Here is a 25,147-nt window from a genome sequence, read left to right on the forward strand (position 1 = left end):
GACCTCTTTTTGTTTATGCTTATTGTTCTAATTTAGAAAAATATTCCAAATATACTATTTTGCTTCGCTAAAATCAGCTAAAGCTTAGCTGTAAGAAAAGTATGTCGTTGAGTGTTTCAAACTGGCGAAGCATTATTACATCGAGTTAATGGAAATACTTCGCCAACATTAAGCCATTCATTAAGTCGGTATTGGAGAGCCCACATTGGACCCTTCAGCGATAAAGCTAGCTGCGGGATGTTTGTTCAATTGATCCTCAATTATTTTTGATTGGCTACGTTCAACATCAATCACTATTAAAATTTCGCCTCGTTCTAAGTGATCGTCAAAAACGCCTCTAAAATAATCATCAAAGGAAGCACACGCCAGCCCAGTTACTACCCGAGCGCCGACAAAAATCAACAAGGCTATTACCAAATAAACCAAGGGCTGTTGTAAATGAAATTTTGTGGTTAAGGCTATAAACACCATAGGTATGAGGGTAAGAACAACTGCGGAAATATTAGCGCGTTTTTGTGTCGCTATAATTTGAGTATTCTCAAGACTTTTCGAACCATGTAATTTATGGGTTTTAATTTCCTTCTCGTTTCTGGACACAACATAAAAATGATGATCATCAATGCCTAAATCATGTACTTCATTTGATATTGCTTCAGCATCTTCAAAACTTTTCGTAAAATAAAACAAACGTTTCATACTAACTCCAAAGCTTTCGCGTGATTGTGGTTAACTTACTCAGATTTTTTTAATAGCACGTACTCTTTATAAATATTAATACAACAAATACACACATTAAGTTCACTTTTATTTAACATTAAGTTTCGAATTTTCTATCTTTCTCCAAATAACAGGAATTAGAAAATAAAAAAGAGGTCTAAATTAGACCTCTTTTTTTAATCGCCCAAACAGCTAGTTTGGATTTCGCTTAGCTCATATGGAAGAAGCAAAGCTTGTTGCCATCTAGGTCGTAAACATAACCACCGTAGAAAAAGTCGAAGCGTTGTCCTGGTTCACCAGCACAGGTTGCGCCCAGTTCAATCGCTTTTTTATACAAAGCGTCTGCGCCTTCAGGTGAACCACCGGGAATAGCAACCATTTGACCATTACCAGTACTTTGCTCACCTTCATCAGCGGGTGTACATACTGCTAACATTGCGCCGCCAGCATCTGAGCCATAAAACTTAATACGATCTAGTTCCATTTGACGTTTTGCGTCTACTAATTTCAAAAGCTCATCGTAGAAAGCCACTGCTTTAGGTAAGTCTTTTGAGCCAATCGTAGTATATCCAATCATTTTCTGTTCCTCTTTTTAATTAAAAAATAACACTTAATTTAAACAACGAGGTAAAGACTACATACCTATCAATAGATAGTCAATTTTAATTTTAAATTAATTACTGGTTTTCGTAACAGTCGTCGTATAGAAAAAGAAAAATATGATTAAAAGGCGGTCTTAGATAACCGCCTATAACGTAAAGTGGGAACGTTAACGCGTGCCAAAAATTTTATCACCCGCGTCTCCTAGACCCGGTAAAATATAACCTTTATCGTTCAGTCTATCATCAACTGAAGCGGTATAAATATGAACATCAGGGTGTGCATCTTGAACGGCTTTAATTCCTTCTGGAGCTGCAACCAAAAATAAACCTAGAATATTTTTGCAGCCTTTTGATTTAAGTAAATCAATTGTGGCGATAAGGGTTCCACCAGTAGCCAACATAGGATCGACAATTAACGCAGTTCTTTGCTCTACATCTTTTACAACTTTGTCAAAATACGCCACGGGTTGCAGTGTTTCTTCATCTCGGTATAGGCCTACCACACTAATTTTTGCATTTGGAATAAGTCTTAACACACCATCCATCATGCCAAGACCGGCACGCAAAATAGGTACAACAGTAATTTTTTTACCTTTGATCTTTTCGATATTTATCGGACCGCCAGTCCATCCGTCAACACTGACTGTTTCAGTCACCAAATCTCGTGTTGCTTCGTAGGTAAGTAAGTTACCTACTTCACTGGCTAATTCTCGGAAGTCTTTGCTACTTACGCCTGCCATACGCATTAACCCAAGTTTGTGCTTTACCAGAGGGTGCTTTATTTCATGTACTGACATTGTTATTGCTCGTCGTTTATGTTGATTGTTGATTGTCTTTTTCTATTTACGGTTAATTGCGTTACGTCTGGGCGAGAGTAATGCCCTACGGGATCAAAGTTTTGTCTTTCTTCAAATACGTTTGAAAGTGCTATTTCCGCTGTAAATACCCCCTCGACACCCACTTGCGGCTCAATTAGCCAAGTACCATCAGGTGCAGCAATACACGAAGCACCGTTTGCGAGAAACTCTTGGTTACCATTGGTGGAGTCCAATATTAAATCTAAATGAGGTGTCTCTTTTGGAAAATCACCGGGTCTCATAAGACCTGACACAGACATAACGTAACTTCGCCCTTCTTTTGCAATAAAACGGGTTATATCCAGTGTGTTTTGCTCTCCACCCGGCCATACTGCAACGCGCAGGTTCTCTCCTTGCGCATACATGGCAGATCGCACTAATGGCATCCAGTTTTCCCAACAATTTAACGCACCGAGGGTAAAATCACCCAATTTATGAGTTCTTAGCCCATGACCATCACCTGGAGACCAAGTTAACCGCTCTTCATAAGTAGGTTGAAGCTTTCTATGTACTGATTGGATTATTCCACTTTTATCAATATACACCACAGAGCAATACACACTGTGACCACCGCGATCATCCGGTTTTTCAATTAAGCCAAGTACAAAGGCAATTTGTTTACTTTTGGCAAAATTACAAATGCGATCTAAATCGCCATTTTCAATATTAACGGCTTGTTGAACATATAAGCTATGCAGCGATTTTTGAACCGAAGAGTTAAACTTAGCGCCGTTAGTTCTTTCTATCCAAAAAGGGTAACCAGGCAACAACCCTTCCCCGAAAGTAATAAGGTCAGCATGCTTAGACACTGCTGTATTAGCAGCATCTAAAATTTTATCTATGGTTTTTTCTCGATTTAACCAAACTGGGGCAATTTGGCCTAAAGCGACTTTGAGTGTTGTCATTATGAAGTTCTTCTCTAACAATAGCGTCTAGATGCATATTACATTAGCTTTTATAGATAGGAAGTATTCGCGACATATTAAATGTTAAAATAGTTCGTATGTTTGGTCAGTTCTTCAGACAAGCCTTTCAACGAATTGGCTACTTTCATATTTGATTCAACAAACTGTTCCGATGAACTGGTTAACTCACCTGAAGATTCAACGACTTCTTCCATCTTGAGCCCTAACTCTTCGAGTACCACAACTTGCTTACTAAATTCATCAATAGATTTCATCAGGTTTTTAGCTGAACCGTAGGCTGTTTTTTCAATTTCATCTAATGCCCCTGTTGAATTTTCACTGGTTTCAAGGGCCGATTCTATTTTCGGGATCAGAGATTCCATAGACTTCAAACTGCTACTTGCACTGGTTTGAACTGTACCTAACGTATCTTCAATCTCTTTTGTTGCGTCTCCAGTTCTTTGTGCAAGCCCGCGAACCTCATCGGCAACAACTGCAAAACCTCGGCCGGTTTCGCCAGCTCTAGCAGCTTCAATTGCAGCATTTAGCGCAAGCAAATTTGTTTGATCGGAAATACCGCTAATAACGCTTGCTATGGTTGATATTTCATTGCTCAATTTTTCTAACTCTCGAATATCTTGAGCTGTGTTACCAATCGCTTCTTTTACTGATTTAATTTGAACACTCGATTGAGTAACCGATTCATTCCCTTCTTTAGATACTGCAATAGAAGTATCTGAAAGTGTATTCGTTTCGGACAGTAATTCTTTCACACGAGCAGCTTGCTGTTTTAGATTTTCTAATTGTTTATGGGCAAGGTGTGCCTGATTAGATTGTTTATTAATTAAGTTCGCAAGCGTAGATTGCTCATTAGCACTTTCGTTATTGCTTGATTGAATCCTCGCCGATACACTTCGAATTCCCTTAACGGTATTAACCAGTTCACATTGCATAGCATAAATATTCGCTAGAATACTCCCCTTTTTTCCATTGTCACATCTAACTGAAAGGTCACCTTTCGCAATTTCTCCTATTACAGCACTAATTTTAGATGGCTCCCCCCCAAGTAACGCCTTTAACCCGACAAGTAGAAATATTACGACAAAAATCAAAAATACCGCTGCGATTATTACCAAGTCATACATTAGCCCAGTAAAACTACCTAACTGCTCTCTTATCGTAATGGTTTCTTTATTATTTATTGATTCTTGGTAATCAATAAATTCATTAATGGTGCCTAACCACTGCGTAAATTTTTTACTTGCCTGCTCCAATAATACTTTTTTCGCAGCAGAATCATTGCCCAATGTTCGGCTATCTATAATTTTTTCAATTAACGGTAGTGTGTCTTTCTCAATTTGTTTTATGTGATTTAGGATAGAGCGTTCTTCAGCTGAAGCATTTTGAGCTACAAGTTGATCAAGTGGTCCCGCAGATTGAATATAAAACTGTTCTAATTTTCTAATATCCGAGATAGATTGGCGTACGCCATTTTCATCAGGTTTTAACACCACATCACGGATGGCTATCGCGCGGTCGTGTACACTTCCTCTAAAATTAATGGCGTGTCTTTGCTTTACAGAATTAACATCATTAATTTGAGTCATCCGTCTGTCGGTATCAGATACCTGGAATGTAGCGACCAAAGTCATTGCTAAAAATAACAGCAGCACAAAAGTAAAACTAACAATCAAAGAACCCTTAACACCTAAGTAACGAAATAACACTAACACCGATCACTCCTTTCAAAATAGATCTTTCAATAAACGAGATTTTATTCACTCAACATAAGTAAAGTTTAACCAAAAACGGAAAAGTTGCTTTGATATAAGTCAGGAAATATATGTTCGCAACCGTAAGTGACATTTTTAACCATGTAAATCAGCTTATTTCTTTAGTTCTCACTATTTTAAAACATTGAGATAAATAAGGGGAGCGCGTATGATCACGCGCATTAAAAACAGCGTCACCATAGGTCATAAACACCATGTTATTTCACTCAACCAAACAAGACTGGTTCGGCAACATTCGCAATGATGTTTTAGCCGGAATAGTCGTTGCTTTAGCACTCATTCCAGAAGCAATTGCTTTTTCAATCATTGCCGGAGTCGACCCAAAAGTAGGTTTATACGCCTCATTTTGTATCGCGGTTATCATTGCAATTGTTGGCGGAAGACCCGGTATGATATCTGCGGCTACCGGCGCTATGGCTCTGGTAATGGTGACTTTAGTTAAAGACCATGGTTTACAGTATTTATTAGCAGCAACCTTGTTAACTGGTGTTTTTCAAATTTTGGCGGGTTATTTGAAGCTTGGCGCACTGATGTCTTTTGTTTCTCGCTCTGTTGTTACTGGTTTCGTTAACGCCTTAGCGATACTGATTTTTGTTGCCCAATTACCCGAACTAACCAATGTAACTTGGCATGTATATGCAATGACGGCTGCAGGATTAGGTATCATATACTTGTTTCCTTACATTCCTGTTATTGGTAAAGCCTTGCCCTCGCCTTTGGTGTGTATTTTAGCTTGCACTATTTTTGCCATTTTTGCTGGCCTAGATATTCGCACTGTAGGTGATATGGGGCAATTGCCTGACACCCTTCCCATATTTCTATGGCCTGATGTTCCCCTTACATTAGAAACTCTTATTATTATATTGCCTTATTCTGCTGCACTTGCCGTAGTGGGACTGTTAGAGTCCTTGATGACAGCCACTATCGTCGACGATTTAACTGACACAGAAAGTGATAAAAACCGTGAATGTAAAGGCCAAGGAGTTGCCAACATTGGCGCTGGTTTGCTGGGTGGAATGGCTGGCTGCGCCATGATTGGTCAATCGATTATCAACGTAAAATCAGGAGGCCGTGGCCGACTATCAACCTTTGTTGCCGGAGCACTACTACTTATTATGGTTGTGTTTTTAAGTGATTGGATTAGCCAAATCCCTATGGCTGCGCTCGTGGCAGTAATGATCATGGTGTCTATTGGTACCTTTAGTTGGGACTCATTAAGAAACTTAAGATCTCACCCTCTTTCATTCAACATCAGTATGTTGGGAACAGTTATTGTTACTATAGCCACACATAATTTAGCTTATGGCGTATTTGTAGGTGTATTACTTGCCTCAGTATTTTTTGCCAATAAAGTTAGCCATTTTATGTATGTCGAAAAAAGTATTGATGAAAAGTCTGACACTGCCCGATACAAGGTTCATGGCCAAGTATTTTTTAACTCGGCTAGCAAATTCACTGACGAGTTTGATTTCAAACGCGTATCAGCAAATGTAGAAATTGATCTTCACCTAGCCCATTTTTGGGATGTTACCGCTGTAGAATCTTTAGATAAAGTCGTCTTGAAATTTCGCCGCGAAGGTGCGAATGTAACCTTAATTGGTTTAAACGAAGCCAGTGCCACAATTGTTGACCGCTTTGGTGTTCATGACGACCCAGAGGAAATTGATAAGGTGCTAGGAGGTCATTAAGTGACTCAAGCTCATGTTTTTGCAGGAATAGACAGCGCTTATTTAAATAAGAGCGTAACCGATTATGCGTCGTGGATAGCCTCTACAGTTGAAACGCCGCTAACCCTCCTGCACAACATTGAGCTGGCAAATTCCTCTATTCCCAGCGATTTCAGTGGCAGTATTGGTTTGGGCACCAAAGAAGCCTTGCTAGATGAGCTCATTGAGTTAGAGTCTCGAAGAAACAGACTCCTCATCGAACAAGGAAATGAGCTGTTATCTCTTGCCACAGATAATGCAAAAAGTAACGGCGTTGACGACATTGTCTGCCTACAACGCCACGGCAGTCTCACTGAAACTTTAATTGAGTTAGAAGATCAAATTCGCATACTTGTGCTAGGAGCAAGAGGTGAAGATCACGGTGAAAACAGCCATCTTTTAGGTAGACAAATAGAATCTATTATCAGGGCTTTACACAAACCTATTTTGGTAGTGAATAAGCCCTTTTCACTACCAAAACGCTTGTTACTTGCATACGACGGCAGTGAAGCCGCCAACAAAGCATTGGACTGGTTGTCTTCATCACCATTGTATAAAGATATGACTTGCCACCTTGTCCATGTCTGCACTAACCCAGATAAAGGAAAAGAAGTACTGGCTCATGCTGAAACTGTTCTCCTTGATGCTGGTATATTGGTAAAAAGTACTGTAATTACTGGAAACGTGCTAACTGAGTTACTCAAGTATCAACAACAAGAGCGTATCGATTTGATGGTAATGGGCTCATTTGGCCATAGTCGATTAAGAGAAATGGTATGGGGCAGCCTTACCTTACAAATGCTCACCAGTAGCCGTATACCATTATTGTTACTCCGATAAATTCACTGTCTTTTGTTTTTTAAATAAAATAATAAAAATTTACTCGTAATCAGTTGTTTTATTGCTGAACCCAGTAATAATTAAAGCACGGGTTTTACTCATCTTTTTTTAAAAACGGATAGTTATCTTGGATTTTACCTTTCTTCTTTTTGCTTTTGCCTTTGGCCTCACTTTTAAACTTGTTGGACTACCACCGTTAATCGGTTATTTAGTAGCAGGTTTTATTTTAAATGCCCTTGAATACAACTTAACTGAGAACCTGTCTACTATCGCTGATCTTGGTATCACCATTATGCTTTTTACCATTGGCCTAAAACTAAACCTACGAGATTTAGTACGCCGTGAAGTGATTGCTAGTAGCACGCTACATACCTCATTGTGGGTTTTATTGTTTTCCAGTGTGATATACGTTTTAGCTGGCCTAGTTTCCCTTGTCAGTAACATCGAATTTAATGACGCCATACTGATTGCTTTTGCGCTCAGTTTTAGCAGCACGGTTTGTGTTGTCAAAGTGCTGGAAGAGTCGGGCGAAAGTAGTACGCGCCACGGAAAAATTGCTATTGCAGTGTTAGTCATGCAAGACGTTTTTGCTGTAATTTATATGGTTATTGCCACAGGTAAAGTCCCTTCAATCTACGCATTAGCACTATTAGCGCTGTTTCCTCTAGTTCCTTTTATTTATCAAGTTATCAATCGCTCCGGGCATGGAGAATTATTGCCTTTAACGGGGTTTATTTTCGCCCTTGGTGGCTACCACTTGTTTGAAGCTGTCGACATTAAAGGCGACTTGGGAGCTCTTATTGCTGGCATTTTACTTTCCAAACACAGTAAGGCAGTAGAGTTATCAAAGTCTTTGCTGAGTTTTAAAGACTTATTCCTCATCGGCTTTTTTCTAAGCATTGGGCTGACTGCTCTGCCCACTTGGTCTATGGTTGTTATGGCACTGGTACTGTGTTTATTTATTCCACTCAAGTTTATTATGTTTTACGGCCTGTTTTCTTCATTAAGACTACGAGCCAGAACAGCCTACCTTTCCGCCTTAGTATTATCTAATTATAGTGAATTTGGTTTAATTATCGGTGCGCTCGCGGTATCAATTGGGCTACTCGGTGAAGAATGGCTGGTGATTTTAGCCTTAGCAACGTCCGTGTCATTTATTATCACCAGTGTTGCTTATGGTTCGTCTCATCAGCAATACACAAAAATGAAGTCGAGACTTAAAAAATTCGAAAAACAAAGACGACTTCCTGAAGACATTTACCCTGTGTTAAATGAGGCAGAGTTTCTTGTAGTTGGTATGGGTCGTGTTGGAACAGGCGCGTGTAAGTCATTATCCAAGTTAACTGACAAAACGGTATGGGGAATTGATGCCCATAAAGAAAAAGTAGCTAAGTTAAAAGCACAAGGTATTCAAGTAGCGTTAGGTGACGGCGAAGATATCGATTTTTGGGAAAATACCGATATTCGCTGTTTAAAACTTGTTTTACTTGCGCTTCCCTCAATCGATGATGCCATAAATATTAACCGCCAACTTAAAAATGCAGGCTTTAAAGGCAAGGTAGCAGCCGTGGCTCGGTATCAAGATGAAGTCGATAAGTTATTGATTAATGGGATAGATAAAGTATTTAACTTCTACAACGAAGCCGGTTTAGGCTTTGCAGAAGAAAGTTTAGCTTTTATTGATAGTGTTGAAGTTAGCCACTAATCAAATAGGAATCTACACCTTATCGAAAATCATTATCATTACTATGTCGTTGTTTTATAAAGATTTTTTTGACTTTCTCTAGTATTCATCTATCATACTACTATATTATTAATTTAATGAGGGAAGTCTCATGAAAGGTGATGTTAAAGTTATTGCCGCACTGAATGGCGTATTAACGTCAGAGCTTACATCGATTAACCAATTTTTCTTACATGCCCGTATGTATAAAAATTGGGGTTTAGTTGAGCTAGATAAAAAGCACTACAAAAAATCGATTAAAGACATGAAACAAGCCGATGCCATTATTGAGCGAGTGCTTTTTTTAGAGGGACTTCCCAACCTACAAGCTTTGGGTAAATTGTACATAGGTGAAGATACGCCAGAAATGTTAGCGTGCGATAAACGTTTCCAAACAGAGCATGTTGCCGTTGTTCGTTCTGCAATTTCGTTATGTGAGGAACTCAGTGATTTTGTCAGCAGAGACATGCTGACTGAGATACTTGAATACGAAGAAGAACACTTAGACTGGATTGAAACTCAGGAATATCAGATTGAAAACATGGGCCTTGAAAATTATCTACAAGCTCAAGTTATTGGGGAGAACGGATAATGAAAGACAATCAAAAAGTAATCAATGCACTTAACACCCTGTTAGCCTTTGAACTTGCAGCAATGGACCAATACTTCATACATTCTCAAATGTACCTAGATTGGGGCTTCAATAAGCTATTTGAACGCATTAACCATGAGTTTGATGATGAAAAAGGTCATGCAACCAAACTTATAGAGCGCATGCTGTTTTTAGGCGGTACCCCTGACATGCAAACCAGAACAGGGTTTGAAATAGGCGCAGACGTACCTAGCATGCTAGAAAGCGATTTACGGGTTGAATATGAAGTAGCCGCAGCACTTAAAGACGTGATTGCACTGTGCGAACAGGAAAAAGACTATGTAACTCGAGACATGTTAGTTGTGTTACTCGACGATACTGAAGTTGATCACGCTCACTGGCTAGAACAGCAGCTGGGTTTAATCAAGCGTTTAGGATTGAACAACTACTTACAATCTCAGCTGTAAGATATTTTTTTAATTACCTGACTTCAAAACACCCCAAATCTGGGGTGTTTTTTATTCCACTAGTGCTGTGGCGCTACTTTTCTGATTCAGCGTTTTGTATAATCAATACCATTACGTGAAATGATAGACTGAGTGAACAGTGTCAACTGCAAAAAAACAATACGACTTTAATAAACTGCAAAAACGTTTACGACGACATGTAGGAAAAGCCATTAACGATTTTTCAATGATTGAAGATGGCGACAAAGTCATGGTGTGTTTATCTGGAGGGAAAGATAGCTACACTCTACTCGATATCATGCTGTATTTTCGCAATATCGCTCCCATTCATTTTGATATTGTGGCAGTTAACCTAGATCAAAAGCAGCCCGGTTTTCCTGAACATGTTTTACCTCAGTATTTAGAGGGTTTAGATGTTGATTACAAAATAGTACAAGAAGATACCTACTCCATAGTTAAAGACAAAATCCCTGAAGGCAAAACCACATGTTCACTGTGTTCGCGATTACGCAGAGGAATTTTGTACAAAACTGCTACCGAATTAGGCGCAACCAAAATTGCGCTTGGGCACCATCGCGATGACATGCTCGAAACACTCTTTTTAAACATGTTTCACGGTGGCAGAATTAAATCTATGCCGCCCAAGTTAGTCAGTGATGATGGTAATCATATTGTTATTCGTCCATTGGCTTATTGCTCTGAAAACGAAATTGTTCAATATTCACAGCAGCTCAACTTCCCTATCATTCCTTGCAATCTATGTGGGTCACAAGAAAACTTACAGCGCCAATCTGTGAAAGCCATGCTAGAGGACTGGGGCCAAAGGTTCCCCGGTAGAATTGAATCTATGTTCAGCAGTATGCAAAACATTACACCAAGTCATATGCTCGATAGAAGTCTGTATGATTTCAATGTGACGAATAAGACTCAAAGGCCAGTGAATGACGGAGACACCGCATTTGACACACCTGACTTTAGCACTCCATCACCAGCCAGCGCGGAGCCACAAATAGTGACTCTCGAATCACATATTCCTTCAAAAGGATTGAATTAATGAAGATAGGGCTTGCACTCGGCGCTGGAGCCGCTAGAGGTTGGACTCACATAGGGGTAATTCAAGCATTAGAAAGCCTTGGCGTTAAAATAGATGTGGTTGCTGGTACTTCGATTGGATCCTATGTAGGCGCGGCATATTGCAGTGGAAAATTACCTGAATTAAAAGAGTGGGCAGAATCCCTTACCGAGTGGCAAGTGCTAGCACTGATGGGGATGGGGTTAGGTAAAGGCGGTTTAGCCTCAGCTCACAAGGTTTTCGAAAAATTCGCAGAAGATTTTTGTGCACCCACATTTGAAGAAATGAGTAAGCCGTTTGCCACATTAGCAACTGATTTGTACAGTGGAAGAGAAGTGACTTTCCGGCACGGAAAGGTAGGCGACTCAGTAAGAGCCTCCTGCGCTATTCCTGCGTTATTTTCGCCTGTCGCGCATGGTGAAAAGTGGTTGGTAGACGGTGCTGTTGTTAATCCAGTGCCAGTGAACTTGTGTCGGCAAATGGGCGCTGATTTTGTTATCGCCGTTAACTTAAGTGCTGACTTTAGACCGCAGCGCTCAGCGTCCATGAGTGTTAAGCACGAAAAAGTACAACAATCTACTGATGACTTTTTCAGTAAAAGCAAAAATGTATTCGGACAATTATTTTCTTCTGATGCAAAAGGCGATAAAGACGCTAAATCACCGCCCAGTATTATTTCAGTTATGAATAATTCCCTAGAAATACTACAAGCTAGAGTCACTCGCTCGCGATTGGCGGGCGATCCTCCTGATATGTTAATTGAACCTCGATTAGAGAACGTAGGCTTAATGGAATTTCACCGCGCAGCAGAATTAATTAAAGTAGGAGAAGAGTCTATTCAGCGTTTAGCCGAACAAATTCACTTCCAACTTATTTCACTTTAACGCGAGGTTAAAGCAGTAATACGCGCTGGTACTTCAGGGAAAATAATTGTATCAATGTCGCTTAGCATTTGATTTTCAATGATCATAAAGCCATTTTGAATTTTGCCGATACCTTTAAAATCATGATAAAGGTATTTATTGTCAAAAGTGATCATTAGGCCATTCACTGACGGCACGCCAAACGACATGAAACTGCCCATTTCGTTGAAAAAAGCAACGTATTGACGTTTTATGTCGTTTAGATCTTCTTTACTGTATTTAACCTTTAAATACTCTTCCTTGGTTTCTAATCGGACCGACATCTCACATGCATCAGGCGATTCAATTACATCAAGTACGACCTTACCATTCGCAAGTTCCGAATCATCTGTCGATGGCATTTTAAAACGGTATTCAGTGTCTACAATCAAATCAATCGTTTGATCTTTTAACGCTAATGTAGCCTCATTAATTTGACATAATGTCTGAGTGTCAACATGAATAAAACCAAATGAATAGGTTAATTTGCTAGTGTCTGGATGGCGTAGATTTTGAATATGACGATGAAAATCATAATATTTTGTTTCTATGGTATTACCCCAAGCTTCAAGAACAAAGGATAAACTTAAAATTAACACGAGTAGGCTTTTCATTTTTAAAAATACTTTTTATTTATTCTTATCATTGCCTGAATTTCTTCCACGTATTCATGGCCTCGTTCAGAATAGTTAACTAATCCTTCAGCTAATGCATTGCCACTGATTGGTTGTTGGTTTGCCCGTAATTGGGCCCTAACCTTTCTGAGTTCTTGATATGCATCGTGGCGGTTTAAGTTACGTAAATAGGTGTAAACTGCATCGGTGAGGTTATCAAATTTTTCAACTTCGTGAATGGCTCCTGCATTTCGAGAATTAGGCACGAAACCACACCCTTCAGTAAAACACCACAAGCCAAAGAAATTATAACCTTCCCTAGCAAAGCGTGAAGTCCCCCATGCTGACTCATTGGCAGCTTGAACCAGCACTAAATCTAAAGGGATAATATCTACGCGAACCAACAATGCATTTATCAATGAAGATTGACTGTCCTCGCCTTTGCCTCCGATAGCGATTTCATCACTTTCAACTCGATACTCTTTTGCTAGCCAATTCAATTTTTCAGACTCTCTGAAAGCTAATACTTCACCATTATCAGCTTTGCGTTTCATTAGTAATAATTGGTGCCGGATACCTAAGATATGATCGTTTTGCTGCTGAATTTCTGGTTTCAGGTAATCAAAAAATGCCGTTTTTTTCTTTTTAGTTTGAGTATATTGAGAAAAATCCGGGACGGGTTTATCTGCACTTTTTGATATGGAGGGTACTAAGTTTTTTTCTACCGGTGTTGTAGACACCGACCACAAATAAGCCACCAGCGCGATAGCAACGGTAAAGGAAAGTGCAATTCTCAATAAGCTGGATTTACGGATCATAGTTATTTGTATGATTCTAAGGAAATGCCAGTATAACTAAAAAAAATTAAACGTGGGCAAAAAACAGCACATTGGCAGCCACTATCAATAGCAAGACCCCCATCATTTTATCTACCCAATAACCACAACGGTGCAGCCATTCTCTTACTGAACGAATATTCAATAGTAAGGTTAAAAAACAAAACCAAAGTGTCGTAGCAACTGCAAAGTAGCCTCCGTAAAATGCTTTTATTGTAAAAGGCGTATCGGGACTTATCACCAAGGTAAATATCGATAGAAAAAACAACGTCGCCTTAGGGTTTAACCCATTTGTTATAAAACCAACGGAAAACGCTTTTCTCTTTGTGATAGTTGATTGTGTTTCCGTAGAATCATCAGGAGCAGATTTACCCGATGCCTGCGCAGTTAACGCCCCATATGCCAAATACAGTAAATATGCACCTGCCGCATATTTAATTGTAGAAAATAACCAAGGTGTAGTTGCAATAATTAGGCTGACACCCAACAGCGAATAGGCAACATGTACCAAAATAGCCAAACCAATTCCTAAGCTAGTGACTAATGCGATATTCTTACCATGATGCATACTATGGCGCACAATTACCGCAAAATCTGGCCCTGGACTGGCCACAGCTAGAAAATGAATAGTCGCAAGGGTCGCAAATTCAGTCCAATTCATACTTCGCCTTTACACTTTCTATCCACCTAGGTACGCATTCTGACGCCTTACCTAAATAACGGTTATCAAAATGACCATTATCGGTTTCATCTAAATTAATCAACGTCGTTTCTACATCACACTGGCGTGCAATATCAACAAAACCTGCTGCGGGATAAACAGAGCCAGATGTACCAATGGCACAAAATAAAGAGGCTGTTTCAATAGCCTGATAAATACGCTCCATATATAAAGGCATTTCACCAAACCACACGATATCCGGTCGCATGGGTTGGGCTAGCTGACAGCACTGGCATGTATTCAAGGCGGTTAAATCGCCATTCCAGCGCACTGTTTCATGACTTTTTACACACTTTGCTGAAAGTAACTCTCCGTGCATGTGAACAACATTATCGCTACCACCCCGTTCATGTAAATTGTCTACATTCTGTGTCACTAGCGTCATGTTTACGCTAGATAAACGAGCAAATTCCGCTAAGGCAACATGAGCTTTATTGGGTTGTAGCTGCGGGTCAAACAGCTGTTGACGTCTTGTATTGTAAAAATCATACACTCTATTCGGGTTTGCGCTAAAGGCTTCTGGTGTTGCAACATCTTCTATTCTTTCGTTCTCCCACAAGCCTCCACTGTCTCTAAATGTACGAATACCTGATTCAGCGGAAATACCCGCCCCGGTTAATACAACTATATTCATTAGTCATGCCCTGTGGCACAAGGCAAAGTGACATCACTACCCCAGTCTGCCCATGAGCCATCGTATACCACAACGTCTTTTGCACCACACAAACGCGCTGCCAAAGCGCCTATACACGCGGTAATACCAGAACCACAGCTAAAAATAATGGGTTTATCTAGGTCAATACCCGCGTCATAAAATACCACTCTCAGGCTTTCAACTGGCAGAAACACCTCACCATCGTTATCACTTAAAAATACCTTGTAAGGCATATTCGTTGAATGAGGTATGTGCCCTGCTCTAACTCCTGGTCTTGGATCTGCTTCATCCCCTGAAAAACGTGCAGCACCTCGAACATCAATGATTTGTTGGGCTTTGTTGCTCGCTTCAACAACTTCATCTTTTCCCACAAACCCTGCTGCGGATAAACCAGACAGTAAGCTTTTATCAAACTCTTGTTTGTCTATTTCAATGCCATTTAGCTGTTCAGGCTTAATCACTGATACGTTTAAAAAGCCAGAATTCATTAGGATCCATGCCAGCCTAGGAGCGCAAAACGTCCCTCCAGCTTCAGTGATAACTAATCCTTGGTTTGGAGAAACTTCCCACCTGCTACACTGTTCCTGTAGCTCCTCAGTAGTGAAACACGTTTTACCTTCTTCATCGATATCAACAATGAGGTTTGGCGTTATCTCAGTTAATCTAGGTTTGTTCGTTGAACCCGGACGGGTAAAACGAGTTTCAATAATAGTTGTCATTGGAATACTCATAATAAAAAAGGGATAAGGCGTCTATTTAGCAGAATCAGCATACACAAAGCTGTTTTCTATTGCGATAAACGACTCTAAATCGAATTTAGAAGCAATAATAATGGTGGTTGCTGGAATAACAACGCGAAATTCAGACAATAAATTAAACGATGATGTGTTGTCACTGGGCTCTTGCAGCAACACTCCGTAATGTTTCTCGTAGTTATTCGTTAATACTATTTTTTGATCTTTATCACGCTGGCCGCTAAGCAAAGGTAATAAGGTTAAATGGGTAATTTCACCTTGTTCTAAATCTGGTGATTGAGGAAAGCCAACATAAATTTTTCCACATTCAAGTTCAATCCGAATTGGCGACGCATTAAACGTAGACTCAATAATCAGCTTCTCAAGGTCGTTGGCAATATCAAAAAGTTTATCCACCAGCTTACGTTTATTGAATTTGTAATACTGGGTAAGGCAAAACGACGATATGACACTGAGCACATACATGGCGATGGCAACGGAAATACTTTTAATGACAATCCACTGTTCGTGATTCTTCAAGAAGGTTGTTGAAGGGTCTACTTGGCTAAAGTTAAAAACGGTAGAGGGAAGATCATAAAAATCTATGATTAACCAAGGAATTAATGCAAAAACAAAGAGTATTAAACCACTGCGTCCAGCGCTGAAATAGATGTGGTAACCGGTTTTACGAACGAATTTCAACCTTCCTATAGGGTTTTTTGACTCGAAGTGATAACCAATTATCAATACGATCCCTAAAACCAAGGCTGCCAAATTAATTCCTTTTTAATTTGCGAACTGTTTTAAACTCGCGATTTTTTGTATTTGTGACTTAATTCTATTTTGAACATCTTCGCTGTTTAAGTTCAAACTCACAATGCCGTTTTTATCAATATAGGCATTGTCCATATTTAACTTATCTTGGCTTCCGATATGAGATGTTGGCGTTTTGTCTTTGGTGTTTCTACTAAACATAATCCTTCCTCTCTTAATGCCGATGAATGTCGATGAATGTCGATTTTAAAGCTAATATAAACTAAGACAGCATATTACCCTATTTGTTTCGTTATTTAACAACAGATATCCCCTGTTGTCATCAAATAAAACATCGCTACACTCTTATTATAGCCTTACCATTTATCGCCCGACTATTAGAGTGTAGCCCATGTCTGTATCAGCGCAAAACTACTGCGGCGCTAACCCGTCTTTGGTTGCGTCTAATTCAAATCCGCTTTGTGCAAATGTTGGTGTCATGATTTTCTTCGACCCTTGCTCATAGGCATATCCAACTTGCAATACTTGCGCATCGTTCCATGCACCTGACATAAAGCCAACACCAAGTGGTAAACCTTTATCGCTACCCATAGGAACCGTTATAATGGGGTAACCAGCAATAGCCGCTAACCAACCTGCGCCAACTGAACCTCCGGGGTAATTATCGCCATACACAGGGTCAATCAAAAAGGCGGCTGGACGGGATGGCATCATTAATACATCAACATTATGTTCTTTTAGCAGTAGATCAATGCCCTTTTCTCGGGTACCCGTCAGTATATTTGCCAGTGCATCTTGGTATTCTTTGCCATCAATGGGGGGTTTTTCTTGTGAAGAATGCATTAAGCTTTGATCAAACAATGCCATTTCTCTTTCACTTGACTCATTGAATTTAATCACTTCTTCCAACGAACGATACTTCACATCAGGGGCTGCATCAGCTAAATAGGCATTTAACGAGTGTTTAAATTCAGTTTCTAATACTAATAGTTCATCACGACCAAGACCTTCTGGGGCATCAAAGGATTCAATATCAACAATACTCGCACCAGCTTGTTTCACCACGTCAACCGCCTGATTAAACGCATCAGTAATGGCGGGGCGATTACCTTGAGACCAACGCAACACACCAATGCGCAAACCTTTAATGTTGCCATCGAGTTTTTCTACATAGTTATCGGCATTTTTATCGGCCAATGCAGATGCTTTATCACCACTGTCGCTACCTGCCATAACCGATAACATTAACGCTGCGTCTTTTACGCTTCGAGTCATAGGGCCTGCGGTATCTTGAGTAAACGAAATAGGCACAATATGAGTACGAGGCATCAAGCCCACTGTTGGTTTAAAGCCCACTATGCCGTTCATAGCAGATGGGCACATAACGCTACCGTTTGTTTCCGTACCTATTCCTAATGGCGCAAACTGAGATGCTATAGCTGCACCTGTACCTGACGAGGACCCACAGGGAGAGCGATCTAAACTAAACGGGTTTCTGGTCTGCCCACCTACTGCGCTCCAGCCACTGATTGAATCGTTAGAACGAAAGTTAGCCCATTCAGATAAATTTGTTTTACCTAAAATAATGGCTCCTTCAGCTCGCAGCCTTGCAACAATAGGCGCATCTCGTTCAGTTTTATTTAGCGCTAACGCTAGCGACCCTGCCGTAGTTGGAAGTTCTTTTGTTTCAATATTGTCTTTAATTAAAACAGGTACGCCGTGTAATCGGCCTAGCTTCTTTTTATTTCCTATTTCTTTATCTTTTTCTCGCGCTTCAGCAAGGGCATTGGGATTAAGTGCAATAATACTGTTTACTTTGCCATCAAGCTGTTGAATACGTTTTAGGTAATAACTTACAACGGCTTCTGAAGTTACTTTATGAGACGCGATTGCATTCGCAATTTCACCGCCAGATAAAGACCCAATATCACTGTACTCTTGTACACTCTTTATAGGGGTAACATCCGCTGAAGACACATCGGCAGTATAAGTCAATAACAAAACAGAAAAACAAGCTGGGACTAGTAAACGCATTAATCGACGCCTCATAAAAAATAATTATTATTAGAACCTTACAATTATCAGATACCCCTAACCTTGTCACATACTAAAACAACAAATAAAGACTAATGTGCCAATATAAGGGTTGGGTGGTTATTAGCTGTTATTTTCAGATTTATGCCGGCGCTTTATAACCGCTTCTTTAGGCAGATTAAGCATATTTATCTCTTTGTTTTCTAAATCAATAATAACAACCTTTGAATTATAGTTACTGACTAAATACCCTTGCAACAAAAAAAAACCATGAACAATATTCATGTATTAATGAAATTAAATCATTTTTATTCATGTAAGCGAATCTGTATAACTCACACCATGCTCTTAACCTTGACCCATTTTTTTCTTGTTTTGAATTGAGACACTAATTACAGATAAGTACTGGATACCGAGTTACCATGAATACAGATTTCAAATTTTCCATAAAAAGCATCAGTTTTGACGAAGACTATCAGCCTTCCGATAACACTCGTATTACCACTAACTTTGCTAATTTAGCTAGAGGTGATAACCGAAAAGCAAATTTACGCAATGCGCTGGCTATGATCAATAATCGCTTTAACGCCCTAGTGCATTGGGATAACCCAACAAGTGATCGGTATTCACTTGAGCTTGAAATTATTTCAGTAGAAATGGATGTTGATGATAAAGGCGACGCCTTCCCTTCTATAGAAATTTTGCAAACCTATATTGTGGACACCAAAACCAATAAACGCATCGAAGGCATTGTTGGCAATAACTTCTCATCCTATATCCGCGATTATGATTTCAGCGTATTACTCCCTGATCACAATAAAGACCAACCCAAATTTAGTATTCCATCTGATTTCGGTGAGCTTCACGGCAAATTGTTTAAACACTTTGTGAGCTCTAAGACTTATCAACGTCATTTTGATAAAACGCCTGTAATATGCCTCAGTGTGTCTGACAATAAAGTGTATCAGCAAACTGAAAACCAGCACCCTGTATTAGGAATTGAATATCAGCCTAATGAATCTTCATTAACCGAACAGTATTTCAAAAAGATGGGGTTGCAGGTGCGTTACTTTATGCCGCCTAACACCGTCGCGCCTTTGGCATTCTATTTCTTTGGTGATTTGCTGAACGACTACTCTAACTTAGAGCTCGCAAGTACGATCAGTACAATGGAAACCTTCCAAAAAATTTACCGTCCAGAAATATACAACGCCAACGCGACCGCAGGAAAAAGCTACCAGCCAAACCTGAAAAATTCTGACCACTCGGTAACGCAAATTGTGTACGACAGAGAAGAGCGCAGTCGACTTGCAACTGAGCAAGGAAAATTTGCACACGAACACTTTGTTAAACCTTATCAAACTGTGCTTGAGCAATGGTCTGCAAACTACGCTCCGTCGCTTCCTAACCTATAAGAGATGACTATGAAAAAACTATTACCAACCTCAACTGCAGGCAGTTTACCTAAGCCTTCTTGGTTAGCGCAGCCAGAAACACTTTGGTCACCTTGGAAATTAGAAGGTGACGAGCTCACTCATGGCAAACAAGACGCGTTGCGTTTGTCGCTACAAGATCAGCTTCAATCTGGTGTGAATATCATCAGTGACGGCGAACAAACACGTCAGCACTTTGTTACCACCTTTATTGAACACCTTAACGGTGTTGATTTTGAAAACCGTAAAACCGTAAGAATTCGCAACCGTTACGATGCTAGCGTGCCAACGGTTGTAGGCCCAGTGAGCCGCCAAAAATCAGTGTTTGTTGAAGACGCTAAGTTTTTACGCCAACAAACCAACCAACCAATTAAATGGGCGCTACCCGGCCCTATGACAATGATAGATACGCTTTATGACGATCACTATAAAAGCCGTGAAAAGTTAGCCTGGGAATTTGCAAAAATTCTTAATCAAGAGGCCAAAGAACTAGAAGCCGCCGGTGTCGATATTATTCAATTCGACGAGCCCGCATTTAATGTTTTCTTTGAAGATGTGAACGACTGGGGAATTCGCTGCTTAGAACGTGCCATTGAAGGGCTGCAATGTGAAACAGCAGTACACATTTGCTACGGATACGGCATAAAAGCCAATACTGATTGGAAAAAAACCCTAGGCTCAGAATGGAGACAATACGAAGATGTCTTTCCTAAGCTGCAAAAATCCAATATCGACATTATTTCACTAGAATGCCATAACTCTCACGTGCCTATTGAGTTACTTGAACTCATTCGAGGCAAAAAAGTTATGGTAGGCGCTATAGATGTGGCAACGAATTCTATAGAAACCCCAGAAGAAGTCGCTGCAACCTTGCGTAAAGCCCTTGAGTACGTAGATGCCGATAAACTATACCCTTGCACTAACTGCGGTATGACCCCTTTACCTCGTGAGGTGGCAAGCGCAAAATTAAAAGCCCTAAGCGCAGGTGCTGAAATTATTCGCCAAGAGTTAACGGCTGATTAGGTTTAATTGATATTGTGCTGCCCATTGGTTTGGGCAGTATTTTCTTCGGTATCAGCAAAGCTTGCAAATTAGAATTGTAATCTGAATTTCTCGGCCATTATCCCTAGTTTATACATAATATCTGTCGATTTAGATTGTTCATGTGCGTTTGGTGATAGTATTGTCATTAGTAAATAGCAGTTTTTATCCAACACGCCTTGGCAATAGACAAGATGAATATCACTGGTTTGATAAAATTGTATTTTCTTCGAAGAAAATGGCTTGTCTTCATTACCTAAATGTATATGTTGAATTCTCTCAGCTAATACGATTGGTAAATTGTTAGGGTGATCATATGGAACGTCACGACCAAAATGCTCAGGCGGATTACCTGTGAGTTTGTAACTTCTAAAATCATCAATAAGCGCATCAAGTTCTTCACTTTCCATTATTTTACAAATAACAGCACTTTTAAAAACACGTATCACTCTGAAAAATCACCCAAATCGTCATCAGAAGCAGATAATAATACATTATTTCCATTCTCAGCTATTTGTGCGAGGCGTGTATATGACGGTCTAAAACGTGATGTTTTTGACTGCGATTCTATTAGCTTTATCATTTGCTCGTACAGCTCTGCACTAACCATATAACCAGCTGTTTTATTGTTGGATAAAACAGCTACAGGCTCATCCATAAAATAGTCACACGGCTTTTTTCTCAACTCCGTCACTGAAACAGTTTTTTCAGCCAATATTGATTGAACAGCCATAAATCACCTTAATTCAATTAGCAGTATACTTAATTATGTACATAATTAAGTATACTCATGATAAAAAAAAATACAAATAACTTCTAATATTCAGTTGTATCGCTACGCTAGTCTTTATCTTTTTACTTAATAGTGAGCTTTAAATAAAACTATATGAATGCTTCGGCCGGTTAATTGGGATGAATATCGGGTTTTGACGAAAAATAACGTTCAAAATTTAATTATAAACTTGGATTAAGTATTATAGGCGGTTAATTTTGTTAACTTTAAAATGATGCCTTATTACGGGAATAAACCGAACTTTTTTAACAATGATTTCAAAGTGTTATTCGATACAATTTTTGATGAGAGAGCATTTCAAAAGAAATATATTCGGTCACAAAACCTTAATATGCGATGGATGGGCTATTACCTGCAATCCGAAACTTCAGGTTCATCACCCAAAAAGAGAACACACAAAATAGAACGACTGCAAATCATCGACCTATATTTTCGTATCAAACACCCTCAAATCTCCCGTCATTTCGATAGATAACAAAATGGAAAGAAGTTTCATGCCTCTTTCTTTCAATTCTCAGCTTTAAATTCTGCTCCAATGTACGGAGTCCTAAATTACTTCTTTCTTATAGTTATTAAATTTCATACTAATGGACTTTTCCTAGTACTCAGTTTTTGTTGAAAATACTTAACGCAAACTTAAACTTCTTTGTTTCTACTAAATATCCATTGAAGACATTTAAGAAATATATCAAATCAACAGGAAATGTCATGAGTAGTCCAATATTTACAACTACAGATCCAATCACACAAAAATTTGAGGCTGGAGAACATACTCAAATCTCACAATTAGTTTACCTAAAAACATCACAAGAAAGGATTCAAGATAGAGTAAAACCTAAACCTTCCACACTAAGCGTTTCCAATATTATTACAATAATTATTGGGTTATTTACCCTATCAATACCAATGATTTACACAACTGGGTATTATTTCAGAGCTGGATATTTAACGGAGTATAACGTTTATTCTGATCTGTTCCCCGTAACCAATTATGACATTTTAATGAACACTTATAATTGGGCACTCAGTGGAACAATCGATATATTTTCAAAAACACTAGAACACTTAAAATGGTTTAGTTTTTGGTTTGCCCTCCTGTTTTTTATTCTCGCTGTTATTGCATATATTACGAATGAAATTACGTTAAAAAAGCAGCTTAATACTGAAACTAAAAAAAAGGCAGATCATTCAGTCAAAATAAACCTAGTCAAACAATCAAAGGCACCGATTCAGAAACTGAAAGAATGTACGGTAATATCATTTCTTTTTGGATTGTTCGGAGCGACACTTCCATTCATCACTTTGTTTATTTACTTTATTCTGATTGTCTTTCCTTACAAAGGTTATGAAGCTGGAAAAGAGCAAGCTATAAAAGAAAAGAGCGAAGCTGTCGATTGCCTTCATGGACAAAGTAATCAGCAGGATTGCATGTTTATTTATAAAGAAAATGCTAATAAAGAACGTAAATTTATCCTACAGGGAAAAATCATAGCCGCCTCGACAACAAGTATTGCTGTCTTCAGTGAGAAGAAAACTATTATTTACCCGCTTGCAGGTCTTGAAATTGAGTATGTTCCTGCGAGTACAGAAAATATAAAAGAAGAAGAGCAATAACATACTTCCGAACCATTTTTTATGCCGACACCATCAAGACTCCATCGAACCGCTTTGCCTCTGTAACGGTACGATTTAACTAGAGACTTCGTTAGAGGTAAAATTCAACTAACTAGCGAGGTTAAAATGCCAAAGAAAAACTTAACAACAGAGTTTAAACGAGAATGTGCTGAGCTGGTCATTATTCATGGTTACCGACAGGATGATGCCGCTAAAGCAATGAGTGTCAGTATCTCTTCTATCCAGAGATGGGTGTCGCAATACCAAAAGGAACATAAAGGTGTCACTCCCAAAGCCAGCGCTTTAACGCAAGAACAGCTTCGAATTCAGGCGTTAGAAAAACAAGTCAAACAACTAGAGAATGACAATAGCCTGTTAAAACGTTTCAGCCTTATTCGCATTGGAAATGAGCATCGCCAACAGATTGCGGTAAGGTTAAATAAGATGGGCAATAATGTTGTGCAAATTTGTCGTTGCTTATCTATTGCGGCCAGTTCATTTTATTATCGCGCAAAGCCAAGGGTATTTGTGCGGAAAGAGTAAAACCCGATGCGGCTATGAAAAAAATTCTTTTTAATCAATTCGTGTAATCTATAAAACGAAAAATATTCGCTGAAGATATTTCAGACTATAACATCAGGGATTTTTAACTTGGAAAATAGGAACTTTCGCCACATCCCTTTAAAAATGGTGCCCGGGGCCGGACTTGAACCGGCACGTCGTTACCGACGAGGGATTTTAAATCCCTTGTGTCTACCAATTTCACCACCCGGGCATCGGGATTGCACATAATGTGCAGGTGTGGGCTGGTTGCCCTTTTATATGGAGGCGGAACCCGGAGTCGAACCGAGATCCACGGATTTGCAATCCGCTGCATAGCCATTCTGCCATTCCGCCACTTGAGTTTGGAGCGGGAAACGAGATTCGAACTCGCGACCCCAACCTTGGCAAGGTTGTGCTCTACCAGCTGAGCTATTCCCGCGTCGTTTACAACATGTTATTGCTGTACAACTCAATGTGGAATCGCATTCTACATTCACTTTAATAAGAGTCAACAATAATCCGCACTGAATGCGTAGTTTTCAATCAACTACGTACTGTTTGCTTGCTTTTTAGACTATTTTGCCCCATCTCGTATACTTGGCCACGCAGAAATTGAATACGTGATCATTGACCAAAGGGAAAGTGCTGCAGAAACGTACAACAAAATATGACCTAAGGTTACCCAATATAAAGGAACCCCCATAAATGACTGCAAACCCGACAACAAACCAATAAGTGCGAGCATTTGCACTGTGGTTTTCCACTTTCCTATTACCGACACCTTTACTTTATCTCGTTGACCTTTCGTTCCCATCCATTCTCGCAAGGCTGATACGTAAATTTCTCTGAGCATTAACACCACTGCGGGAACCGTAATCGCAACAGACGCATAAGTGTGGGTGATCATCAGTAATGCAGCCGCCACTATGAGTTTATCGGCTACAGGGTCTAGAAAGGCACCAAAGGGTGTGGTTTGTTTTAGCTTACGCGCCAAATAACCGTCAAACCAGTCCGTTACCGCGGCAAGCCAAAAAATAAAAGCGCCGATTTCATGCGCCCATCGCCAATCTAGAAAATAAACGAATACAAACACCGGAATTAACCCGATGCGAAATGAAGTAATAATATTGGGAATGGTCCACATAACTCTTCTCTTGGTGCGGCGCTATTGCCACTTAT

At 39.6% G+C, this 25,147-nt stretch carries 28 protein-coding genes and 3 tRNA genes; 11 read left to right on the forward strand and 20 right to left on the reverse strand.

Translation table 11 applies throughout. From position 1 onward, the window contains the following. Positions 1-180: 180 nt before the first annotated feature. The 5 genes from J3L16_RS05015 to J3L16_RS05035 all read right to left on the reverse strand — a co-directional run bounded on the left by J3L16_RS05015 (position 181) and on the right by J3L16_RS05035 (position 4,814). Positions 181-696, reverse strand: coding sequence for a hypothetical protein (locus J3L16_RS05015; RefSeq protein ID WP_207611798.1), 516 nt, complete (start codon positions 694-696; stop codon positions 181-183). A gap of 229 nt (positions 697-925) precedes the next feature. After that, on the reverse strand, positions 926-1,294 hold the full coding sequence (locus J3L16_RS05020) for a VOC family protein (protein WP_207611799.1): 369 nt from the start codon (positions 1,292-1,294) through the stop codon (positions 926-928). A gap of 192 nt (positions 1,295-1,486) precedes the next feature. Continuing rightward, the gene (gene upp / locus J3L16_RS05025) at positions 1,487-2,116 is read right to left on the reverse strand and encodes a uracil phosphoribosyltransferase (RefSeq protein WP_207611800.1); all 630 of its coding nucleotides are present in this window, start codon (positions 2,114-2,116) and stop codon (positions 1,487-1,489) included. A 2-nt stretch (positions 2,117-2,118) separates the two neighbouring features. Continuing rightward, positions 2,119-3,081 carry a carbon-nitrogen hydrolase family protein gene (locus J3L16_RS05030; RefSeq protein WP_207611801.1) on the reverse strand — a complete coding sequence of 321 codons (963 nt, stop codon included), beginning with the start codon at positions 3,079-3,081 and terminating at the stop codon, positions 2,119-2,121. A gap of 77 nt (positions 3,082-3,158) precedes the next feature. Continuing rightward, the gene (locus J3L16_RS05035) at positions 3,159-4,814 is read right to left on the reverse strand and encodes a methyl-accepting chemotaxis protein (protein ID WP_207611802.1); all 1,656 of its coding nucleotides are present in this window, start codon (positions 4,812-4,814) and stop codon (positions 3,159-3,161) included. Positions 4,815-5,068: 254 nt separating this feature from the next. Here J3L16_RS05035 and J3L16_RS05040 point away from each other — a divergent pair, with 254 nt between their 5' ends. The 7 genes from J3L16_RS05040 to rssA all read left to right on the forward strand — a co-directional run bounded on the left by J3L16_RS05040 (position 5,069) and on the right by rssA (position 12,158). Beyond that, positions 5,069-6,562, forward strand: a complete 1,494-nt coding sequence (locus J3L16_RS05040; RefSeq protein WP_207611803.1) for a SulP family inorganic anion transporter — start codon at positions 5,069-5,071, stop codon at positions 6,560-6,562. After that, positions 6,563-7,420, forward strand: a complete 858-nt coding sequence (locus tag J3L16_RS16520; RefSeq protein WP_207611804.1) for a universal stress protein — start codon at positions 6,563-6,565, stop codon at positions 7,418-7,420. Positions 7,421-7,547: 127 nt separating this feature from the next. Continuing rightward, positions 7,548-9,125 carry a cation:proton antiporter family protein gene (locus J3L16_RS05050; protein ID WP_207611805.1) on the forward strand — a complete coding sequence of 526 codons (1,578 nt, stop codon included), beginning with the start codon at positions 7,548-7,550 and terminating at the stop codon, positions 9,123-9,125. A 130-nt stretch (positions 9,126-9,255) separates the two neighbouring features. After that, positions 9,256-9,735 carry a bacterioferritin gene (gene bfr, locus J3L16_RS05055; protein ID WP_207611806.1) on the forward strand — a complete coding sequence of 160 codons (480 nt, stop codon included), beginning with the start codon at positions 9,256-9,258 and terminating at the stop codon, positions 9,733-9,735. Continuing rightward, positions 9,735-10,202, forward strand: coding sequence for a bacterioferritin (bfr, locus tag J3L16_RS05060; RefSeq protein WP_207611807.1), 468 nt, complete (start codon positions 9,735-9,737; stop codon positions 10,200-10,202). The genes bfr (J3L16_RS05055) and bfr (J3L16_RS05060) overlap by 1 nt, the downstream gene beginning before the upstream one ends. 139 nt (positions 10,203-10,341) lie before the next feature. Next, on the forward strand, positions 10,342-11,256 hold the full coding sequence (gene ttcA, locus J3L16_RS05065; protein ID WP_207611808.1) for a tRNA 2-thiocytidine(32) synthetase TtcA: 915 nt from the start codon (positions 10,342-10,344) through the stop codon (positions 11,254-11,256). Further along, on the forward strand, positions 11,256-12,158 hold the full coding sequence (gene rssA / locus J3L16_RS05070; RefSeq protein WP_207611809.1) for a patatin-like phospholipase RssA: 903 nt from the start codon (positions 11,256-11,258) through the stop codon (positions 12,156-12,158). The genes ttcA and rssA overlap by 1 nt, the downstream gene beginning before the upstream one ends. Here the strand turns inward: rssA and J3L16_RS05075 are convergent. The 9 genes from J3L16_RS05075 to J3L16_RS05115 form a co-directional block, all read right to left on the reverse strand. Further along, positions 12,155-12,790 (reverse strand): DUF2987 domain-containing protein, encoded by a 636-nt coding sequence (locus tag J3L16_RS05075; RefSeq protein WP_207611810.1) that lies wholly within the window; start codon positions 12,788-12,790, stop codon positions 12,155-12,157. The two genes, rssA and J3L16_RS05075, sit on opposite strands and share 4 nt — an antisense overlap. Positions 12,791-12,792: 2 nt before the next feature. Next, positions 12,793-13,608 (reverse strand): glucosaminidase domain-containing protein, encoded by an 816-nt coding sequence (locus J3L16_RS05080; protein WP_207611811.1) that lies wholly within the window; start codon positions 13,606-13,608, stop codon positions 12,793-12,795. Positions 13,609-13,654: 46 nt separating this feature from the next. After that, positions 13,655-14,287, reverse strand: coding sequence for a LysE family transporter (locus tag J3L16_RS05085; protein WP_207611812.1), 633 nt, complete (start codon positions 14,285-14,287; stop codon positions 13,655-13,657). Further along, on the reverse strand, positions 14,274-14,981 hold the full coding sequence (locus J3L16_RS05090; RefSeq protein WP_207611813.1) for an NAD-dependent deacylase: 708 nt from the start codon (positions 14,979-14,981) through the stop codon (positions 14,274-14,276). The genes J3L16_RS05085 and J3L16_RS05090 overlap by 14 nt, the downstream gene beginning before the upstream one ends. Beyond that, the gene (locus J3L16_RS05095; protein ID WP_207611814.1) at positions 14,981-15,721 is read right to left on the reverse strand and encodes a rhodanese-like domain-containing protein; all 741 of its coding nucleotides are present in this window, start codon (positions 15,719-15,721) and stop codon (positions 14,981-14,983) included. Before J3L16_RS05095 ends, J3L16_RS05090 begins: the two co-directional genes overlap by 1 nt. Before the next feature lie 33 nt (positions 15,722-15,754). Continuing rightward, entirely contained in the window at positions 15,755-16,510 is a 756-nt protein-coding gene (locus J3L16_RS05100; protein WP_207611815.1) for a hypothetical protein, read from the reverse strand. A 12-nt stretch (positions 16,511-16,522) separates the two neighbouring features. Further along, positions 16,523-16,711, reverse strand: coding sequence for a hypothetical protein (locus tag J3L16_RS05105; RefSeq protein WP_207611816.1), 189 nt, complete (start codon positions 16,709-16,711; stop codon positions 16,523-16,525). Positions 16,712-16,921: 210 nt separating this feature from the next. Next, a complete protein-coding gene (locus J3L16_RS05110; protein ID WP_242698665.1) occupies positions 16,922-18,544 on the reverse strand; it encodes an amidase in 1,623 nt (540 codons plus the stop codon). Positions 18,545-18,667: 123 nt separating this feature from the next. Next, on the reverse strand, positions 18,668-18,829 hold the full coding sequence (locus J3L16_RS05115) for a hypothetical protein (RefSeq protein WP_207611818.1): 162 nt from the start codon (positions 18,827-18,829) through the stop codon (positions 18,668-18,670). Positions 18,830-18,966: 137 nt separating this feature from the next. Between J3L16_RS05115 and J3L16_RS05120 the strand changes: the two genes are divergently transcribed. Further along, entirely contained in the window at positions 18,967-19,959 is a 993-nt protein-coding gene (locus J3L16_RS05120) for a DUF1852 domain-containing protein (RefSeq protein ID WP_207611819.1), read from the forward strand. A gap of 9 nt (positions 19,960-19,968) precedes the next feature. Further along, a complete protein-coding gene (locus tag J3L16_RS05125; protein ID WP_207611820.1) occupies positions 19,969-21,000 on the forward strand; it encodes a methionine synthase in 1,032 nt (343 codons plus the stop codon). A gap of 68 nt (positions 21,001-21,068) precedes the next feature. Here the strand turns inward: J3L16_RS05125 and J3L16_RS05130 are convergent, their stop codons facing one another. Together J3L16_RS05130 and yafN are read right to left on the reverse strand one after the other, a co-directional pair. Continuing rightward, entirely contained in the window at positions 21,069-21,467 is a 399-nt protein-coding gene (locus J3L16_RS05130) for a type II toxin-antitoxin system YafO family toxin (protein ID WP_207611821.1), read from the reverse strand. Continuing rightward, entirely contained in the window at positions 21,464-21,751 is a 288-nt protein-coding gene (gene yafN, locus J3L16_RS05135) for a type I toxin-antitoxin system antitoxin YafN (protein WP_207611822.1), read from the reverse strand. The genes J3L16_RS05130 and yafN overlap by 4 nt, the downstream gene beginning before the upstream one ends. Before the next feature lie 768 nt (positions 21,752-22,519). On the opposite strand from yafN, the gene J3L16_RS05140 reads away from it, so the two are divergent. Continuing rightward, a complete protein-coding gene (locus tag J3L16_RS05140; RefSeq protein WP_207611823.1) occupies positions 22,520-23,425 on the forward strand; it encodes a hypothetical protein in 906 nt (301 codons plus the stop codon). Between the two features lie 126 nt (positions 23,426-23,551). After that, entirely contained in the window at positions 23,552-23,968 is a 417-nt protein-coding gene (locus tag J3L16_RS05145) for a transposase (protein WP_207611824.1), read from the forward strand. Between the two features lie 145 nt (positions 23,969-24,113). On the opposite strand, the gene J3L16_RS05150 is transcribed toward J3L16_RS05145, so the two are convergent. The 4 genes from J3L16_RS05150 to pgsA all read right to left on the reverse strand — a co-directional run bounded on the left by J3L16_RS05150 (position 24,114) and on the right by pgsA (position 25,112). Beyond that, positions 24,114-24,200 (reverse strand) — tRNA-Leu (locus J3L16_RS05150). Between the two features lie 48 nt (positions 24,201-24,248). Beyond that, positions 24,249-24,322: transfer RNA gene (locus tag J3L16_RS05155), tRNA-Cys, on the reverse strand. 9 nt (positions 24,323-24,331) lie between these two features. Next, positions 24,332-24,407, reverse strand: a tRNA-Gly gene (locus tag J3L16_RS05160). Between the two features lie 135 nt (positions 24,408-24,542). Further along, the gene (gene pgsA, locus J3L16_RS05165; RefSeq protein ID WP_207611825.1) at positions 24,543-25,112 is read right to left on the reverse strand and encodes a CDP-diacylglycerol--glycerol-3-phosphate 3-phosphatidyltransferase; all 570 of its coding nucleotides are present in this window, start codon (positions 25,110-25,112) and stop codon (positions 24,543-24,545) included. Positions 25,113-25,147 lie beyond the last annotated feature (35 nt).

The sequence above is a fragment of the Alteromonas sp. 5E99-2 genome (genome assembly GCF_017368475.1).
In the GTDB taxonomy this organism is placed as follows: Bacteria; Pseudomonadota; Gammaproteobacteria; order Enterobacterales; family Alteromonadaceae; genus Alteromonas_F.